Genomic DNA, 19,519 nt, shown 5'->3' with positions numbered 1-19,519 from the left:
ACCCCGATGATGAAGAATACAATATCCACGAGCAAATTGAGAATAGCGTCATACTTGCGCAGCACCTGCTTATGGGAAAGACAGTAAATAACCGGACAAATGAATACTATGAACTTGTGTCAGAAATTGCGGGCATGGATATAAGCAATGAATCTGAATTTGTAACCCACTTCAGAGTAGATGTTCGAATCAGAAACAAACTGGAAAGCATGATAAATCAGAATGATAATACCTCTATAAATCGAATTCAGTAGAACTTCCCGCACTTTCCGATAAACAAAAATATATATTCCTTGATATATACCTTGACATCTTCTGCGGAATGAAAAGGAATTCAAAAGAGTTGAGAATTTGAAAGTTGAAAATTGGATTGAATAAGGATCAACGAGTAATTTACTCCGCTTGACCGCAGAGGCCGAATTGATTTTCCCGTACTTTCTTTCTCTGTTATGTTAACTGATGCTTTTCATTGAGGGAGGATCTTCTTGAGCGTAATTACAGCACGGACTGCCGGTTTCTGCTGGGGAGTCCGCAGAGCAGTTGATCTGGTCCTTGCTGAACTCAAGAAGGGCAATAAACCATATGCGGTATACGGTGAACTTGTGCATAATCCGCAGGTACTGGAGGCTCTTGAGGATAAGGGCGTAGGTATTTGCAGCGATCCTGAGGAAATGCGGAAAGGTACACTTTTCCTGAGAACTCACGGAATCACAGTTGATGAACAAAAAAAGGTTTCCAGCCTCCCCCTGCATTTGAAAGATCTGACATGTCCACGAGTCAGCAGAGCTCTGATGATTGCCAGAAAGAAAAGCGAGGAGGGATATGATGTTCTTATCCTCGGAGACCCTGCTCATCAGGAAGTAATATCGATTCTTTCTTACGGGGGATCTTCAGCCAGGGTTATATCCGGTCCGATTGATGTGGAAAACCTGCCTGAACTATCAAAGCCTTTCCTGCTTTCCCAGACCACACAGAACACTCAAACATACGAAGAAACAAAGAAAGCTCTTCTGAACAGATTTTCCAATCTTGAACATGCTTTTACGATTTGCGAATCAACAAGCATGAGACAGAATGAACTCAGAGATCTGTGCGGCGGAGTTGACTGCGTGGTTGTTGTTGGGGGAAGAAACAGCGCGAATACTGCCAGACTTGCTGAAATTGCCCGCGAGGAGGGACTTCCATCGTACATCGTAGAAACACATGAAGAGCTGGATGCAGAACTGCTGGCACGATACGATGACATCCTTCTAACAGCTGGTGCATCTACTCCCAGCTGGAGCATTCGAAAAGTCCGGGAACAGCTTCTTGAGATTCAGGGGAACAGACTGAGATCCGGAAAATTCAGGGAGCTGCTTCAGGTAATGGTTTTTGGGAATTTCCATATTCTTCCCATTACATTTGCTACGGGAATTGCGAGTTCGATCATCCTTGGTGGGACCGGATGGTTTGAACCGGTGATTGCCTCTTCTCTTTTTCTTTTCGCGGTCCATACGGTGACTTCCGTTCTGGAATCCGGATATTCTCGCCCATCCGGTCTGCGGAGACAGGAGTTTATCAGAAAGCATCGAATATTTCTTACTATCTGCGCTTTAACCGCATTTGCCGGATCACTGGGGATTTCTCTCGTTTTGAATCCTGTCTGGCCATGTGTTCTGGGATTAATGCTTGTTGCATTCCTTTTCTATTCTATTCCGCTTATAAGAAAAACCTACCCGTTCCGAGGGTTGAGGGCTGTTCCCGGTTCCAGGGATCTTATGTTTGCCGGAGCCTGGTCGTTCCTGCTTGCATTACTTCCAGGATTCATTTCAGCCGGTTCCACAATTAATCCCGGTTCTGTTCTTTGGGCAGGAACACTGTTCTTTCTATTTCTGGGCAGGTGCCTGCTGGCTGATTTAGTGGATATGCAGGGTGATGCTCTTATGGGGATAGATACCATTCCAATTCATGCAGGAAGAGAAAAGAGCGTCATTCTATTCTGGTGCTGTTTCATTCTGGCGACTGTTCTGCCCGCAGCCGGTATTGTTATCAGGTATCTTCCTGTTCATGCTTCAGCTTTCGCGGGCGGACTAATTACTCTGGCGGTCGGGTATTTCTATCTCAGAAGAAGCCCTTTTCCATCGGAGTTTTCTAAAAGGATTATTGCAGACGGGAGTCTGTTTATCGCGGGATTCGCTCCAATACTTGTGTACTGGATCGGGGAGGTATTATGAGAAGAATATGTGATTCAGGTAAAACATGTTTCTTCATTTCATTGATGTTGGTGATTCTGACAATTCTATCGTGCTCAAAAACAGATGTATCCCAGCACGATCAGGAAACGGGCGGCAGCAGTATTCCGGAATGGCAGCAGCTTATTGTATCCGGCAGTATTGTGAATCTCAGGGCAGGGCCGGGAACTGAATATGCTACTCTTGGACAGGTTGAAAGTGGTGATACTCTTCAGATTACAGGGGGACTTGATGACTGGTTCCGGGTGTATGTTCCGAACCTGTCTCTTTTTGCATGGATATATGGGCCATTGACTTTCGGGGCGGAACTTCCGCATTGATACATAAGATTCGGATTTACTGAACGTTTTCATGATTACTGGAGGATATTAATGATTGACAGATATTTAATCCCCGAGATGGAGGAGATATGGACTGCTGAATCCAGATATGCAAGATGGTTGAGAATAGAGATACTTGCTGTGGAGGCAAGGGCGGAAGCCGGTTTTGTTTCAGCTTCAGATCTGAAGAATATCAGAGATAACGCCTCCTTCAATGTAAAAAGAATCGAGGAAATCGAAGAAGTTGTCAGACATGATGTAATCGCTTTCCTTACAAGTGTATCCGAGAGTCTTGGTTCAGAAGCAAGACATATTCATTACGGTATGACTTCCAGCGACATTCTCGATACATGCCTTGCAACCCAGCTGAAGGATGCAGGGAAGATGATTATGGATGAGCTTGACAGTTTTGGCAGTGCTATGGCCGGTCTGGTCAACAGAACCAGGGGGATTCTCTGTATAGGCAGAAGTCACGGAATGCATGCGGAACCGACAACGATGGGCTTGAAGTTTGCCGGGTACTACAGCGAATATCTGAGGTGTAAGGACCGATTAATAACTGGTCTTGAATCAGCATGTGTGGGAAAATTGTCCGGAGCAGTAGGAACTTACGCACATCTGGACCCATCCGTGGAGGAATTCGTCTGCAGAAGACTGGGAATCGGGATTGAAACTGTTTCGACCCAGGTTGTTGCAAGAGACAGGCACGCAGATTTTGTATATGCGCTTGCCTCCATAGGAAGTCTCCTTGAGAGATTCGGAACGGAAATACGGCATCTGCAGCGAACCGAAGTCGGTGAAGTTGAGGAGTCCTTCGGGAAAGGACAGAAAGGTTCCAGTGCCATGCCCCATAAACGGAATCCAATTATCAGTGAGAGACTCTGCGGGCTTGCACGCCTGCTCAGGGGCTATCTGATTCCATCCCTTGAGAACACTGTTCTATGGCATGAAAGAGATATAAGCCATTCATCCGCTGAACGCTTCATCTTTCCGGATTCCTGTGGGATAGCTCTATATGCGCTTTCCAGGGCAGTGAAGCTTACATCAAATCTGAGGGTGTTTCCAGATGCCGTCAGGAGCAATATTGAAAAGGCCGGGGACAGATTCCACTCTCAGACAATTCTGCTCGCTCTGATTGATAAAGGTTTTTCAAGAGAAAGCGCCTATAAGATGGTTCAGCGTGTTGCCATGGAGGCTATGGAACAGGGTATAGGATTTATCGATATGGTAAGACAGGATAAGGAGTTCAAGAAGATTTTGTCCGGTAATGAGATCGAGGAGCGATGTGCCCTTGAGTATCACCTTCGAAATGAGGATAATACTCTGGGAAGGCTTGGTCTTTTACCAGCAGATGAATGATTTACGGGGGAGGGTGATATAGATGCTGATCGAAATACTTGGGGGGATTATCGTTGGAGCATTGCTGGTGTGGTTGATTATGCTTGCAAAAACCAGGAAAATAGCATTCAATAATGAGGAACGAATCAGTTCGCTCAAGAATGATATCACTGCTCTTCGTTATGACAAGCAGGAAGCTGATGCAAGGCAAACCAGATATGATCTTGAGATTAAGAAACACCGTGCTATTGCAGTACTGTTTCCTGAACTGGTAAAACAGGTGCTTGCGGCGAGAACTCCGGATGAACTCGCTAAACTTCTTGCCAGGGCCATGCACAGACTTACCGGATGTGATCGCATTGCGGTATTCCTGGCAGATGTCCGTGGAGGTAAACTGGGGCTTGTACATACTGAGGGACTCGGAGAGATTCTCAAACAACCTCTCGTGGTAAATGTTGGTGACGGGCATGTGGGATTTTCAGCGGAGACCGGATTGGTTTTTGAGAAGAAAAACCTTGAGAAAGAAAGCGAACTTACAAAGAAACGGCTTGAGAGAACCGCGATTCCGAATTTCCTTCCCGATCTCGCTGCACCTATGGTTTGCCAGGGCGTGCTGTACGGTGTGATATGTCTGGTTGATATTCCGATAGAATCAACTCTTCCAAGAGAAAGACTGGTTGCGATTGCAGCTGTTGGAGCTGCTGCCTTAGAGGGTATTCGACTTCTTGGCAGGTTTGAATCCGCTGCCGATATGGATCCTGACACAGGTCTTCCTGGTAAAGGAAGGCTAGAACCGATTCTTACCCAGGAGCTTGAGAGAGTCAGAAGATTTGACAGCCCTCTTGCTGTAGTGGAACTAATAATTGAACGCGGCGCTATCGATGACAGGTTTCGTGCCAGAGAGTTCATGTCAATTGCCGCCAATCATCTTAAAGCGACTATGCGGAACATTGATGCCGGATTGAGAACCGGTGTTGATAAAATTGTCATTCTACTGCCTGGTACAGGTATTGAGGGCATGGAAAATGTTATGCATCGTCTGCTTGATGACCTTCCAAAACTGGAGAATGATACCGGAGATTGTATAGGTAACGTCAGGATGCGATATCTTATAGTTGAATCCGGGAACAGTGATACCGTTGAAGTTGTATTAAGCAGTCTTGAGCAGAAAACGTTCATCTCATCAATTGGTAAATGACCGGGAATTATTTTACAGCTGATCTATTTTAAGAAACATGCGAATTTCAATATCCCCGAACAGTAAACTGGAAGGTATCGATGGATCTAAGGGATAAGCTTAAGGAAGCAATCAAAGAACGTAGTCTTGCGATGACACTTCCGGAAGCAGAGAAACTGGCCGGTTATGTTGGTCGAATGCCGACTCCCCTCGAACTCCACCTGTTCGACACTATGTGGAGTGAACACTGCTCCTATAAAAGCTCAAAACCTGTTCTGAGACAGCTGCCGACGCAAGCTTCCAATGTTGTTGTGGGGCCAGGGGAAGATGCTGGTATCGTGCGATTCTGCACCTTCAACGGAGTTGACTGGGATCTGGTTGTTGCTCACGAAAGCCATAATCATCCCTCCCAGGTTCTTCCTGTAGAGGGTGCCGCTACCGGAATAGGCGGGATTGTGCGAGATGTTTACTGTATGGGAGCAAAGGTAACCGGATCACTTGACCTTCTCCGTTTTGGAGATCCCATAGGTCTCTCAGGTGAGAGAACAAGGGCAATCTGCCGTGGAGTGATTGAGGGCATCTGGAAATACGGGAATGCGCTTGGTGTACCAAACCTTGGCGGTGATACCAGGTTCCATGAAGGTTACGATGATAACTGTCTTGTTAATGTTGTTGCTCTCGGGTTTGTCAGACACGACAGGATTGCGCACAGCTTTGTTCCGGAGGAAGCTCATACGGAACAGTATGTGCTGATTCTGGCTGGAAAGCCTACGGATGATACAGGATTCGGAGGAGCCACTTTCGCTTCCGCCGATCTGTCGGATACAGCGGAGAAAGGTGCGGTGCAGGTCGCTGATCCTTTCCTCAAGAGAGTGCTTTCCGAGGCAAACAGGGTGGTTCTGGAGATGCTTTTCGAAAAAGAAATCCCGTTTGGATTCAAGGATCTCGGTGCTGGAGGAATTGCGTGTGTTACCAGTGAGCTTGCAGCTCACGGTGGGCTTGGCATTCATGTGGATCTGGATGAAGTACCCATCTCAATTCCAGGGCTTCCGCCTGAAGTAATTGCCTGCGCTGAAACACAGGAAAGATACGGACTCGCCGTGCCGGAGAGTGTTGCTGAGGAAATTCTTAACATTTATAACATCAGCTTTGAATTACCCCGCCTGTTTCCAGGCGCTTCCGCTTCCATAATAGGCAGGTTCACAGAAGACCCCGTTTACAAAGTTGTTCACAGGGGCATTGAAGTGGCTTTCACTCCTGTACATTGTATCACCGAGGGTATCGTTTACGAAAGGGAATCGAAACCGTCTCCCGTCGAGGTGATAGAACCTGACATTCGCCCTGTTGATCCTCCTTCCGATCTGAGGAAGATGCTGCTTTCGCATGATGGAGCAAGCAGATCGCCAATATGGAGTTATTACGACAGCGAGGTTCAGGGAACAACTCATTTCAGACCAGGAGAAGCTGATGCCTGTGTGACTGTTCCGATTAAAGGATGCAAAGCGGGACTTGCGGTTTCAGGTGATGGAAATCCCTGGTTCGGTCAGCTCGAACCGTTTCTTGCGGGAGCGCATGCTGTCGGTGAGGCAGTCAGAAATGTTGTAGCGACAGGAGCTGTTCCGATTGCTGCCACGGACTGCCTGAATTACGGCAATCCGGAGAAACCAGATGTGTTCTGGCAGTTCTGCCGGGGCGTTGAAGGAATCGCTCATGCCTGCAGAAATCTGGGGCTTGAAAGCGGTCGTGAACATCCGCTTCCCATTGTATCGGGTAATGTGAGTTTTTACAATCAGTCATTGTCGGGCGGATCGATTCCACCATCCCCGATCGTAGCGGTTTTCGGGAGAATAGATGATTTCACCAGAGCAACCGACATGTCACTGAAAAATCAGGGAAATGTCATTGTTCTGATTGGCCCGAGAGAGGACGAGTTTGGCGGAAGTCTTTACTATCGTTCATGTCTCGGACATTCAGGCGGAAAGGTTCCCCTTTTCCGTGGAGAACTCGAGTACGAGATGGCGCGATTTGTGCTCGATTGCGCAGAAGCTGGAATCTCACAATCGGTTCACGATATATCTGAAGGCGGTCTTGCAATGGCTGCGGTCGAGATGGCACTGGCCACAAGAAAGGATGCCAGGAAGGGTGTGATTCTCAGTAAAGGTTTCACAGATCCCGTTTTCCTCTATTCAGAAACTCCAGGATATCTCATAGAAATGTCATCTGAGGATTGGGAAAGCATTTCTGTGAAGCCGGACTTCACCTCGGTAATTGGAAGGGTGACAGCTGATTTCTCGATTTCCTCCGATATCTGGAAGTTGAACCTTTCAGAAGTGCTGGAGGAGTACAGTACACTGCTGGACAGGATTATCTGGAGAGAGGAGCTGTCTGAATGACAAACAAACCTCTTGTAGCTGTTCTGCAGTTTCCCGGATCGAATTGCGAGTATGAAACCGCTTCGGTTGTGCGGGAATCGGGAATGGATGCCGCGATATTTCGTTGGAATCAGTTGAAGGAGCTTTCGGATTCCAGCCCTGACGCGTTCATTCTGCCAGGCGGATTCTCTTTCCAGGACAGAGTAAGAGCCGGAGCTGTCGGCGCGAAAGAAGAGATCATGGATCTGGTTTTCAACGAAGCACTGTCCGGTAAACCGGTTCTAGGCATCTGCAACGGCGCGCAGATACTTGTTGAGAGCGGTCTTGTACCCGGATGGGAAAATGGAAGAATAGAGTCAGCTCTGGCGGCAAATCATATAAGCGGCCGCAGCGGCTATCTGAGCCGATGGGTGTTCCTCCGCGTGAAAAAAAGAGCATTGAAAATCTCGCCATGGCTTCGAATGATTGGAAACAATCCTATTCCTGTTCCGATCGCGCACGCTGAGGGAAGATTCGTTTTTGCGGAAAAGGATAATCATCGAGTAAGCGAATGCATGGCGCTTACATATTGTGATGAGAACGGAGTTGAAATCGCTGATTATCCTGTAAATCCCAACGGTTCATTCATGAATCTTGCGGGAATTATGAATAAGGAGGGCAATGTTCTTGCCATGATGCCCCACCCTGAAAGAGCGTTCTGGATGTGGCAGATTCCACCGTGGATCCCCGGAACCTGGGGTGACCGCCGAACCTCCCTGAACCATGACCCTGCGATTGCCGCATCGAAAGGACCCGGAGCGCTGTTCTTCAGAAGCCTTGCTGATTATTTCGAGCTCATATCCAGGGAGGATTAATGACAGATGTTTCGATAGAAGTCAGACTGAAGGCGCCTGATCCCGCGGCTATGACCGCCCTGTCGACATTGAAGCGAATCAATCCGGACACATGTCCGGGCAGGCTGGAAAGATACGATTACTGGCGGTTCATCAGACCCCTGGATGGAAAGAGAACTGTTGAAAAAGTAGTGTCACATTTTCATGATATCGTAAATCCCAACAAGCAGTCCTGGAGCTTTTCGGGCGGAAGCGGTACTCTCCATTCCGGGGATGAAGAACTTGTCTGGACTGAAGTGCTTGTTACCGACAAGGTAGACAGCATCTCCGAGAACTGGACTGATATCCTCAGGCGCAATAAATATGAAATTGATAAAGTGATGTATTCAGTTCTCTGGCGGCTCGGATATCCTTCAGGTTCCTCCGTGGCTGAAGCAAGGGAAAGAACACTTGCACTGACCGTCACTTCTTATCGGGATCACGGTTTGCTTGCGAATCCTGTTTCTCAGAACATTAATCTGCTGGATCAGGCTTGAGTTCATACGTTCATCCATACGAAAAATTTCTTCCTGAAATCAGAAGACCTCAGCAATATACCGGCGGGGAATGGAACCTTGAGTGTTCCCTGAAGGATAAGCCAAGGGTGACGCTCGTCTATCCTGATATTTACGAACTCGGGATGTCGAATTTCGGTCTTGTAATACTTCGTCATATGCTTGTCAAAAGCGGGAAGTTCGATGTAAGGCGCGCATTCAGTCCCGCTCCTGATATGGATGAGCTTCTGGACAGAGAAGGGCTTGACTGGGCCGATCTTGAAAACGGGGACCCGGTTCGGAATAGCAGAGTAGTAGGTTTTGGTATTCCTTCTGAAGCGCTTTACACAAATGTTCTTCATCTGATCAGGAGGATGGGAGTTTCTCTCAGAAGCAGTGGAAGAGAAGAGAATTCACCGGTTATACTCTTTGGAGGGGGAGGCATAGCCAACCCTCTGCCGCTGGCGCCTTTTGCCGATGTTGTTTTTCTTGGAGAGATTGAAGAAAAAGCCGTTGAGCTTTTTGAGATTCTTTCAGGCTCCGAATCACGATCCTTCCGTCTTGAAAGAGCAAGCTCCATTCCCGGTGTATTCATTCCGTGTATCGGTAAAAAGCCTGTTGAACTGCAGAGAATCAGCGATCTTCGCAGGGAATGGGCTCCCGTGAAGCAGCTTGTCCCGCTTTCGAAAGTATCTCAGGACCGCGCTGTTGTGGAAATCGCCAGAGGCTGCACCAGGGGATGCAGATTCTGCCAGGCCTCTCAATTGAACCGTCCGGTGAGGGAAAGGCCTGTTATGGAGATACTCGAATTGATGGATTCGATTATAAAGTGTACCGGATGGGAAAAGGCAGGACTGCTTACATTATCATTCTCTGACTATTCAAGACTTCCTGAGCTGCTTGCGGGAATGGATGCAATTTGCGCAAAACACCATGCTTCACCTGGCAGACCGTCTCTAAGACCGGATACCCTCAGCAGACTTGAGGATTGTACTAATATTACCGGAAGAATAACAATGGCTCCTGAGGCCGGAAGTGAATCGCTCAGAAGGAAAATGAACAAACCGCTTGCAGATGAAGTTATTCTGAAGGCTGCCGATACGGTCTTCAGAATAGGAGCCAAAGGAATAAAACTTTACTTTATGGTTGGTCTTCCAGAGGAAACACTGGAAGATGTCAGTGCTATTGGCAGTATCGCAATAGAAATCGGCAGGATAGCCAGGAAATACGGACGCAATCCACGGAAAAGTGTAACAGTAGCGCTGTCTCCATTTGTGCCCAAGGCGCATACTCCGCTGCAGTGGGCCTCTCAAATGTCAGATGAGGAACTATCGAGAAGAATCGGGCTTGTTCGAAGAATTTGCGGGAGGAAGGTATCTATAAGCTGGAACAGCCCGAAAGTCGCCTCTGTGGAAGCGCTGCTTTCACTCGGAGATGACGGAGAATCAGCGGACATGCTCGAGAAAGCCGTACTCAGAGGAGCCAGATTTGATGCCTGGACAGACAATTTCAGATGGGATATCTGGAAAGAACTGCTTGATGAGTACAGCGAACTTCTCGAAAGAGTACACAAGGGGTCAAAGCCTGGAGATCGACTACCCTGGGATTTTATTTCAACCGGGGTTTCGCGTGAATATCTTGTCTCTGAATTTGAGAAATACTTTCAGGAGACAACCACACCTGATTGCAGGGAGCAGGGCTGCACAGGATGCGGAGCATGCGATGGAAATTTACCAGAGCTGGATGAGCCTGGTGCTGCTGAGCCTGGAATTGCTGAACAATCGAAGGAACCTTATGCTGTATTAAGGATACGTTACTCCAAAACCGGTCTTGCCCGGTTCTCGTCCCATCTTGATCTGGTCAGGATGTGGGGCAGAGTTGTAAGACGGGCTGATTTGCCTGTTTCCTATTCAGATGGTTATGTTAGCAGGCCGAGAATGCATTTTGGATCAGCTCTTCCTCTTGGTATGGAGAGCGTTGCCGAGTATGTTGATATACAGCTTGAAGAGAAACCCCTTGAGGAACCTCGCAAGCTTCTTGAACGAGTACTCCCTGATGGATTCAGGATAGAAGAAATATGGTTTATCCGGATCAGTGATTCTGATCCGGATGCGAATACGGTTGCGGCTGGATATGTCGCACAGTCGGGAGATATGGAATGGACTCCTGACATTGCGAGTAAAATCGCTGCCTCTCTGCAGGAAATGGATCCTGTTCTGAGCGCAGAAGTAAAGAATAATTGTTTCGTTGAACTGGTAACAGTAACAGGCAGTAAGGAATCACGTCCGGACTTATTATTGAACCGGATTCTTGATTCTCCTGCTCGAATTCGACGAACGAATGTATACGTGACTCTCGATGACAGAAAATTATTGAGAAGTCATAGTAAAGATCTGGAGAAGATATTTTTTGAAAATTGATTTCATAATTAACTCTCATCCCGAAGTTACGAGAATTGCAATTCTTGAGGATGAGAAACTCATGGAGCTCATAGTTGAAGGTGGTAACGAACGAAGGCAGGTAGGAAATGTCTACCTTGGGAAGGTTAACGCTGTCCTTCCCGGCATGCAGGCGGCTTTCGTCGATATAGGAATGGAACGAAGCGCTTTCCTTCATGTCAGTGATATTAGAACAAGCGCAACCGACACCGGGAAATTTGCGAAATCCCTTGCAAGCGGTACTCCTCTGGTTACGAAAGAAGTGAATGATTCCATTGAGAAGGTTCTCAGGAAAGGGCAGGATATCCTTGTTCAGGTAACCAAAGAACCTATAGGAACAAAGGGAGCCAGAGTCAGCACCAGGATTTCCATAGCCGGAAGATACATAGTAAGCATGCCTGGTGAATCTGTCACAGGAGTATCCAGAAAAATCACTGACAGACGTGAAAGAGGGCGCCTGAGAAAGATTGTGTCCAGTGTTATAATACCCGGATATGGAATCATCGCAAGAACGGCCGGGATTTCGCATGACGAGAAAGCATTCCGGTCGGATATGAGCAGGATAATTGACCGATGGCGTGAAGTTGGTCAGTTAGCTCTCAAGAGCAAGGCTCCGGCGCTTCTCCACCAGGAACACGATGTTATTACGATGACCATGCGGGATCTTGTCACTTCGGATACGAATTCTATTGTAACTGATTCAAAACAGGTTGCCAGAGATGCCAGAAAATATTTGAAGACATTCGCTAACAGTATGATGGGGAAAGTGAAATACTACCGGGGGAAGAATCCCATCTATGATCATTTCAATATTGAGCAGGAAATAACTGGAATCATGGCTCGTGAAGTTCCGTTGAAAAGCGGGGGATCACTTGTTATTGAACACACTGAAGCACTCGTAGCAATTGATGTGAATACAAAAAGATATGTAGGTAGAAAAAAACAGGAAAACACCATTCTCAAGACAAACATGGAAGCCGCGCGGGAAGTCGCGAGGCAGCTTCGTCTGCGAGATTTAGGTGGAATAATCGTAATTGATTTCATTGATATGGATATAGCAGAACACAGAGATAAAGTACTGAACACCCTCCGAAGTGAATTAGGGAGGGATCGTTCCCCTACGAAAACATGCCAGGTCAGTTCTCTCGGACTCGTTGAAATGACGAGAAAAAGAGTCAGACCCAGTGTCTTCCAGTCACTGTCCGAACCCTGTTCGAATTGCGGTGGTACCGGAAGAGTGTTGTCGATTGTGTCAACTGCAACCCAGCTTGAACGTTTTATTGAACGGGCATCGATGAAGAAGAAGCACAAGAACCTGGTAATCTCAGTACACCCTGACATTGCAGCCTATCTTCACGAGAATGATGGGAAGAGGATGGATCATATAGCGTCCATTTCTCAGCTGGGTATTGAGTTTCGAGAGGATAATCAAATACGGGTGGATGAATTCAGGGTCTACTCAATTGACATGCATGAAGAAATCACTGAACTCTACGGGCATTCAGAGAAATCCTAATTTCCCGCGGGTAACAATGGTAAATAATAATGGAGGTGGATAGTTGTACGCGATTATAGAGACAGGAGGGCTGCAGTTCAGGGTAGAACCTGGAATGAAGCTGAATGTCCCAAAGATTAATTCTGAAGAAGGAAGTACTGTCAAACTGGATAAAGTTCTTCTGCTTGCGGAGGATTCCGATATTGAAATTGGAACTCCGGTAGTGAAAGATGCGTCTGTTGAAGCGAATGTCCTTGAACATGGAAGAGGCGGGAAGATAATCGTCTACAAGAGAAAAAGGCGAAAAGGTTACGAGAGAACCCAGGGACATCGCCAGGATTACACAAGAATAGAGATCAAGACGATTAGTAAAGGATAAAGGGATATCCATGATTCTTTCCGGAAAGGCATTTGCGAAAACGGTACGGAAAAATCTGGCTGAAGAGATATCACAGATTGACGGTCGGCCTCCAGGGCTGGCCGTCATTATCGTTGGAGATAATCCTGCAAGCCAGGTATACGTCTCCATGAAGAAAAAAGCATGCGAGAAAGCCGGACTCATCAGCAGGATTGTCCATCTGGATGAAGCAGTTACCCAGAACGAGCTTTTACGTGAAATTGAAAACCTTAATCAGGATTCATCCATCGATGGAATTCTCTGTCAGCTTCCTCTTCCGGAACACATCTCGGATGAAAAGGTTGCTTCGTCAATTCTCTCATCTAAAGATGTGGATGGATTTCATCCGGTAAATGTTGGAAGACTCTGGCGCGGAGAAGATGGACTCTTCCCCTGCACTCCTGTTGGAATAATTGCTCTTCTGAAACACAGTGAAATTCAGATTGACGGAGTCAATGCCGTTATCGTGGGCAGAAGCAATATTGTAGGAAAGCCTATGGCAGCTCTTCTGCTTCGCGAGCACGCAACCGTTACTATCGCGCATTCGCATACTCCGGACCTGCCAGGTCTGTGCAGACAGGCCGATATTCTGATCGCAGCTGTTGGAAAACCACACTTCATAAACTCTGAATTTGTCAAACCTGGATCCACACTTATCGATGTGGGGATCACCCGTACATCTGAAGGACTCCGGGGAGATGTTGATTTTGAACAGGTGAAGGATATCTGCGGAGCCATAACGCCTGTTCCAGGCGGTGTTGGTCCACTGACAATCGCATTTTTGCTTTCAAACACAGTTAAGGCCTGGAAACGCAACAGATAGCATGTCCATTCGAGAGTACTTCCGGATACCATATCATATTTGGTAGAAGACTTTTACAATTCCAAAATAAAATGATAAGCTTGACATTGACCACGGTAATGTCGTATGCCTACGGTGAGGGGTGTGAAGGGAGACGAAGTCATTCATCCGATTGTTGTTTTAATGACGTTATTGGCGTTTTTTGGCAGTGCGCCTCAACAGGGTGCTTCACCGGCTGGAATACTCCAATATCTTTCAGAGCTGGATACTGATAAAAGACAGCGGGAATTGCTTCTGTATGATTCCGGTTATGAACAGCTGTTATCAGGTTCAGGAGTTCTTGAGGGTGCACCAGTTTTATCACAGCTTAATCTTTTTTCAATTGTCGAGATCAGGGTATGGCAGCCGCTCACACCGGCGAATCTGTCGATTCTTGATCGAAGCGGTTTCTGGCCTGCAGGCTGGTCTCCCGAAAACGATATATTTGCTGCTATTGTGACCGGTGAACCGGATATTGATCTGTTGCGGTCGTCTGAATTTATTCGATCAATAAAACCCTGGAATACTGCTCATTACAGCAATGATCAAGAACCGTCCAACTGGTCGGGGTACTTCCTCCTGAGAATCCTTGGAGAAAGACTACCCGCAGGAGGAGAATGGATCCGTCAGGATCTGGCTCGTGTTCCGGGTGCTTCAACCGATTTTAAGAACCTCTGCGAGTTTCCCGGAGTAGTTGAAGTCTCATGGGAAATTCGATCTAATCCGGAAAGCGCGCAATTCAGAGCTGATGACAGCAGGCGTCTTATCGGTTGTCCTAACGTATGGGAATACTATCAGGGTGAGGGAACCATAGTAGGTGTACTTGATACCGGAGTCTGGAGCGAACACCCTGACCTTTCTCCAGCGGTTATTTCCGGTCCTCCTGATCAGGATGGACACGGAACAGCTGTCTGCGGCGTTATTTCATCTCGCGGACAGGTATCTCTGGGATGCGAGTTCAATGGAAGAGGTGCCGCTTACAACGGTTCTCTTTTTGTACTCGAGCGCCCATCCGGAATGACTCCCTCACAGCTTGACGGTTTCTTCAGTCAATTCCAGACGGCAGGATGTGAAATAATCAATAATTCCTGGGGATTCACTTCTTCAGGATATGATGAATTCTGTGAAATAGTAGATACATGGGTCAATGACAGGGATATGGTGCTTGTGTTCTCAGCCGGAAATCAGGGCGGATCGGGAACAATTACATCACCCGGCAATGCGAAGAATTGCATTACAGTAGGAGCGGTCACCTACATACCTGACGAGGACGGCAACTGTTACCTCGCCGCTTACAGCAGCCAGGGACCAACACAGGGAGATCAGCGGCTCAAGCCTGATATACTTGCCCCGGGTGGCGAGTTTTCCGGTTCCACAATGTTGGACGGAGTCGTATCTACAAACGCGATGTATAATGGTCAGTGGCTGGATGATCCGGAGAACAGATGGCCCGGTGTATCATCCTATACGCGAAGAGCTGGTACAAGTATGGCCGCTGCGCACGTATCAGGAGCGATTGCGCTTTGTTTTGAGAAATATGGGGATCTTGTACATCCCGAGGATATTGCTGCTCTTCTCGCAGCAAGCTCCATTCCTCTTGCCGGTAACACCGGTTCTCCTCTCAGCGGATACGCGACCACAGGATACGGATATGGACTTCTTGATGCTTTCCATCTTCCCGGTGTTTATTTCTCGGAGGAAGTCGATCGGGTTCTCTGGGTTTACGAAACATATATTGAAGGTCAATTGTACAGGGAATGGACATTCTACATTCCATCAACTACCCTTTCGCTATCCAGTGCAATGGCATACAGCGATGTTCCAGGAGCTTCCATAGGTAATGACCTTGATTTCTCACTGATATCACCTGACGAAGTCACTTATAACTACACACTTCCGGCAGGTGTAACAGGCGAGAGTCCACTGGAGAAAATATGTATTGAAAATCCACAATCCGGTGCCTGGAGAGCAAGAATAGTTGCTGAAAGCTGGTCGGATCCTGGAAATCCATTTGAAGAGGAAGATTATTCACTTGTGGTGTACACTTATTCCAGAACCCCGGATGTAAGAGTTCTGTCACCTGTGGATACAACCATATACGCAGCCCCCGGAGCTGAACTGAGACTTCCTCTCAGTGTGAAAAATGACGGAGGATACATCGCGGTCGGAACATGGGGCAGTATTGAAGCTCCATCTGGCTTCAGCGGAGAAGTATCAGTTCCGCGATATATGGGTAACCTTGTTTACAGAAACGCTGTGAGTGTGGATACATTCACGATAGAGACTCCGGATCAACCCGGAACATATGATCTGCTTGCACGGGTTGCAGCGGCAAATCTCGGATTGCAGCCCGACTCATCGATATTCCAGGTTGTTCTCGCGTATCCTGATCTCACTGTATCATCTCCCAGCCCGGACCTCTCACCTCCGTTCTTCGTTGGTCAAACGGTTATGTTCTCGGTTGTTGTCACTAATCAGGGACAGGGACCTGCAGGAGGATGCGAACTGGTTCTCTATCTTGAAGAGGATCCTGACAGTACTTCAAATCCATTGATTTCATTTATGGTTCCACCTCTTCAGGGAGGTGAGACTCAATCTTACAGTGCGCCTGTTACATTCTCGTATTTTGATATGGGTATACGATACATGATTGCTGTTATTGACGCGGAAGACCAGATTGAGGAATCTTCTGAGTCAAATAACAGATCGGTTTACGGTCCTTTTTCCATTGAAGGTATCCTTGCTCCACCTGAGTATCTTACTGCTGAAAGCGGCAATAATGGATTCATCCCTCTGAACTGGAGTGCTCCGTCCGCGGAAAGTTCCGGAACCGGTTCTAAAGGCTTATTTGGTTATCAGATATACCGAAGTCTGAGCCCACTCGGACCGGATCCTGATCCAATCGTAAGCCTGTCCGCCAATGATACTTCATACGTTGATTCCCTCGTCAGTAATGGTGTTACCTATTACTACTGGGCGACAACGCTCTATGAGAATCCATACGGAGAAAGTGATTACAGTAATATGGCCAGCGCGACGCCACAGGGTCCAAGCGGCTCTCTTTCCGGTGAAGTCTGGGATGTTCATACTGGTCAGAGACTTCGGGATGTATCTGTAAGCGTGGTTGAGATGGGACTCGAGCAGTTTTCTGATTCGGAAGGCTTGTATAGCTTTGAGAATGTTCCAGTTGGACCTGTTCCCATTCGCGCAGAAAAATCCGGATATATAACAGTAACGGATACTGTTTCCATCTATGAAGATGAAATGACCATACACGACTTCCCCATGTTGCGGGACTACGGACAGGGAATGAACGTAATTCCAAATCCCTTCACTCCCAACGGAGATGGAATCAACGACGTTGCGAATTTCATCTGGCCAGGGGCCGATGGAGATCAGTTATCTGTGACGATCTACAGTCTGGAAGGTATCCCAATTGTAACAATTGAAGGTGAAGAACCATCATGGGACGGACGTGATGATGGAGGTGGAATTGTTTCCGGTGGGATCTACGTTTATATGGCGTGGACTGGAAACACAAGGATGAGTGGTGTAGTATGCGTTGCAAGATAATACTTCTGCTTCTTCTGCCCCTTCTGTTCGTGTCTACAGCTTCCTCGGATCAGACACCGGGAACCAGAGCAATGGGACTTTCGGGAGCTTTCATCTCACTTGGCGATGATGCCTGGGGAGCCTGGTGGAATCCCGCTTCAATCCTTCGAGCGGGAAGAATTCTTATCGGTACCGAGTATTCGAACCTGTATCCGAATATGGATAACGGTTCGCTTCATTACGCAGCTCTGAGTTACCTGCATCCTCTGTCGAAATTTGTTGCTTTTTCAGCGGGAGCTGACTATCTCACATCTGCCGATCTCTACTCTGAAGGGGAGGCAAATCTGTCTTTTGCGTTCAGACCAGGGATATTTCCTGTATCAATCGGATTAACCGGAAGATATCTTTTCAGGCAGTTTGCGGATAATGAATTCACATCTTATGACCCCCTGTTTGCCATATACGGACAAAAAGGGCAGGGAATAGGTCTTAATGCCGGTTTTCAGGCTGAATTGGGGAGAACAGCTACTGTAGCTGGTGTTGTCAGGAATATCATTCAGCCTGATCTTGGTCTTGAAACCACTGACAAACAAGGTATGCAGTTTTCTCTTGGTGCTGCGTTCTATCCCCGTTTTGTTACTCCAGTTCTGCAGATTGATTACGGCCTTGAAAGAATCGGAGGAAAACTCGATCTCAATGTCTCAGCCGGTTTCGAGAAATGGATAGGTTCGGCTTCCTCATGGGGAGTCAGAACCGGATATTCTTTCAAAGCTTCAGGTCTTGCGCACGAAATCTCAGCAGGATTTTCAGTGAGAACGGAAGGATCGATTCCAATAGAACTGGATTACGCCTTAAGTGTACCGCTGAACCAGCTTTACAACACATGGGGCAGACACAGAATCGGTTTGACGTTCAGGCTCGGTGGTGATACCTGGGACGAGAATCGCTCAAGAGTACCTCTGCCGCCTATGGTTGATAAGAGAACATGGTTCCCCAACACTGACATGTACGAGTTTGATCTGTGGGCTATCAGAGATATTCAAAAGGATTCATTATTGGTGGCACAATATGATGAGATTCCTCTTAACAGTCCTGTTCAGCTTGATTCGGAACAGTATCTCTACAGCTATTTCCCCATCAGCAGCTCACTTGAACAATCGCATATCCGTGATCTGACAGCCCTTTTCAGGGTACCAAGATTCTGGATCGAACAGCATGGACTGGAGCTGAGACTTCTTCGCTTATATCAGCTTCTTGAGGACGGATCGCTTGAAAGAGTTCCAGCAGCATTATTCGATGAGGATGAAGCCTACTATTACTACGAGACGAATCTGGATCGTTTCAGGGATTGTATTATTACCTGCCGCCCGGCAGAACTGGTAATGCTTGAACCGAGAATAGTATACGGAGAAGTTGACAGTGTAGACATTCTCGAAGCTTCTCTGAGTTTTCGCGTGAATAAACTCTGGCTGGATGAGAATCGCATTGATCCTCTGAGCATTGGTCTTTCGAGAGTTCAGGGAGGAGTCCCGCTTGATGTTGAGGTCAGGCAAATCAATGAAGACCTCGAGTACTGTTATTATGAAACTGATCCGATTGACCTGTTCCAGTTCGTAATTGTCGCGACTGAACGACAGGGATTACCTGTATCAACTATCTATTTCGATTATAATATCGAACAGATTAGAAACGATCAGATTCCCTCGCTTGATCAGATCATTCAAACACTTAGAGCTAATCCGGGTGTTTTTGTGTCAGTAGAAGGACATGCCGACAGCGATGGTACATTCTCGCATAACGACGGCTTATCGAAAGAGCGGGCAATCAATGTTGCCGATTATCTTTCTTCGAAGCTCGAAGGCGTTGATATAGAAATCGAACCTACATGGTTTGGTGAAAGACGACCCGCTGCCGCGAATGATACCGAGGCGGGACGGGAGCTGAATAGACGAGTTGAAATAGTGATTCTCCGAAGCACCGACTGAGAGAGGG

At 47.2% G+C, this 19,519-nt stretch carries 14 protein-coding genes; all 14 read left to right on the top strand.

The genetic code is table 11. The features are described from left to right. Positions 1-254: hypothetical protein (locus tag K8R76_00315; protein ID MCD4846615.1), on the top strand; the 254-nt coding region annotated here is incomplete at its 5' end. A gap of 231 nt (positions 255-485) precedes the next feature. After that, positions 486-2,213, top strand: coding sequence for a 4-hydroxy-3-methylbut-2-enyl diphosphate reductase (ispH, locus tag K8R76_00310; protein ID MCD4846614.1), 1,728 nt, complete (start codon positions 486-488; stop codon positions 2,211-2,213). Further along, complete coding sequence (locus tag K8R76_00305; GenBank protein ID MCD4846613.1) at positions 2,210-2,551, top strand: SH3 domain-containing protein; 342 nt, start codon at positions 2,210-2,212, stop codon at positions 2,549-2,551. Before ispH ends, K8R76_00305 begins: the two co-directional genes overlap by 4 nt. Before the next feature lie 51 nt (positions 2,552-2,602). Then, positions 2,603-3,910: an adenylosuccinate lyase gene (gene purB / locus K8R76_00300; GenBank protein MCD4846612.1), complete on the top strand. Its 1,308-nt coding sequence runs from the start codon at positions 2,603-2,605 to the stop codon at positions 3,908-3,910. Positions 3,911-3,932: 22 nt separating this feature from the next. Continuing rightward, complete coding sequence (locus K8R76_00295) at positions 3,933-5,087, top strand: diguanylate cyclase (GenBank protein ID MCD4846611.1); 1,155 nt, start codon at positions 3,933-3,935, stop codon at positions 5,085-5,087. Positions 5,088-5,167: 80 nt separating this feature from the next. Then, a complete protein-coding gene (purL, locus tag K8R76_00290) occupies positions 5,168-7,459 on the top strand; it encodes a phosphoribosylformylglycinamidine synthase subunit PurL (GenBank protein MCD4846610.1) in 2,292 nt (763 codons plus the stop codon). Next, the gene (gene purQ / locus K8R76_00285) at positions 7,456-8,292 is read left to right on the top strand and encodes a phosphoribosylformylglycinamidine synthase I (GenBank protein ID MCD4846609.1); all 837 of its coding nucleotides are present in this window, start codon (positions 7,456-7,458) and stop codon (positions 8,290-8,292) included. The genes purL and purQ overlap by 4 nt, the downstream gene beginning before the upstream one ends. After that, a complete protein-coding gene (locus K8R76_00280; GenBank protein ID MCD4846608.1) occupies positions 8,292-8,807 on the top strand; it encodes a hypothetical protein in 516 nt (171 codons plus the stop codon). Before purQ ends, K8R76_00280 begins: the two co-directional genes overlap by 1 nt. Further along, complete coding sequence (locus K8R76_00275) at positions 8,804-11,224, top strand: TIGR03936 family radical SAM-associated protein (GenBank protein MCD4846607.1); 2,421 nt, start codon at positions 8,804-8,806, stop codon at positions 11,222-11,224. The genes K8R76_00280 and K8R76_00275 overlap by 4 nt, the downstream gene beginning before the upstream one ends. Then, on the top strand, positions 11,214-12,758 hold the full coding sequence (locus tag K8R76_00270) for an Rne/Rng family ribonuclease (protein MCD4846606.1): 1,545 nt from the start codon (positions 11,214-11,216) through the stop codon (positions 12,756-12,758). The genes K8R76_00275 and K8R76_00270 overlap by 11 nt, the downstream gene beginning before the upstream one ends. A 43-nt stretch (positions 12,759-12,801) precedes the next feature. Beyond that, on the top strand, positions 12,802-13,116 hold the full coding sequence (gene rplU, locus K8R76_00265; GenBank protein MCD4846605.1) for a 50S ribosomal protein L21: 315 nt from the start codon (positions 12,802-12,804) through the stop codon (positions 13,114-13,116). 10 nt (positions 13,117-13,126) lie between these two features. Then, the gene (gene folD, locus K8R76_00260) at positions 13,127-13,957 is read left to right on the top strand and encodes a bifunctional methylenetetrahydrofolate dehydrogenase/methenyltetrahydrofolate cyclohydrolase FolD (protein ID MCD4846604.1); all 831 of its coding nucleotides are present in this window, start codon (positions 13,127-13,129) and stop codon (positions 13,955-13,957) included. Positions 13,958-14,080: 123 nt separating this feature from the next. Next, positions 14,081-17,548, top strand: a complete 3,468-nt coding sequence (locus K8R76_00255) for a S8 family serine peptidase (protein ID MCD4846603.1) — start codon at positions 14,081-14,083, stop codon at positions 17,546-17,548. Next, positions 17,533-19,512, top strand: coding sequence for a PGF-pre-PGF domain-containing protein (locus K8R76_00250; GenBank protein ID MCD4846602.1), 1,980 nt, complete (start codon positions 17,533-17,535; stop codon positions 19,510-19,512). Before K8R76_00255 ends, K8R76_00250 begins: the two co-directional genes overlap by 16 nt. Positions 19,513-19,519 lie beyond the last annotated feature (7 nt).

The organism is Candidatus Aegiribacteria sp. (assembly GCA_021108435.1).
Lineage (GTDB): Bacteria > Fermentibacterota > Fermentibacteria > Fermentibacterales > JCC-6 > Aegiribacteria.
The sequence above is the reverse complement of the archived record's forward strand: the minus strand, read 5'-3'. Positions and strand labels throughout refer to the sequence as shown.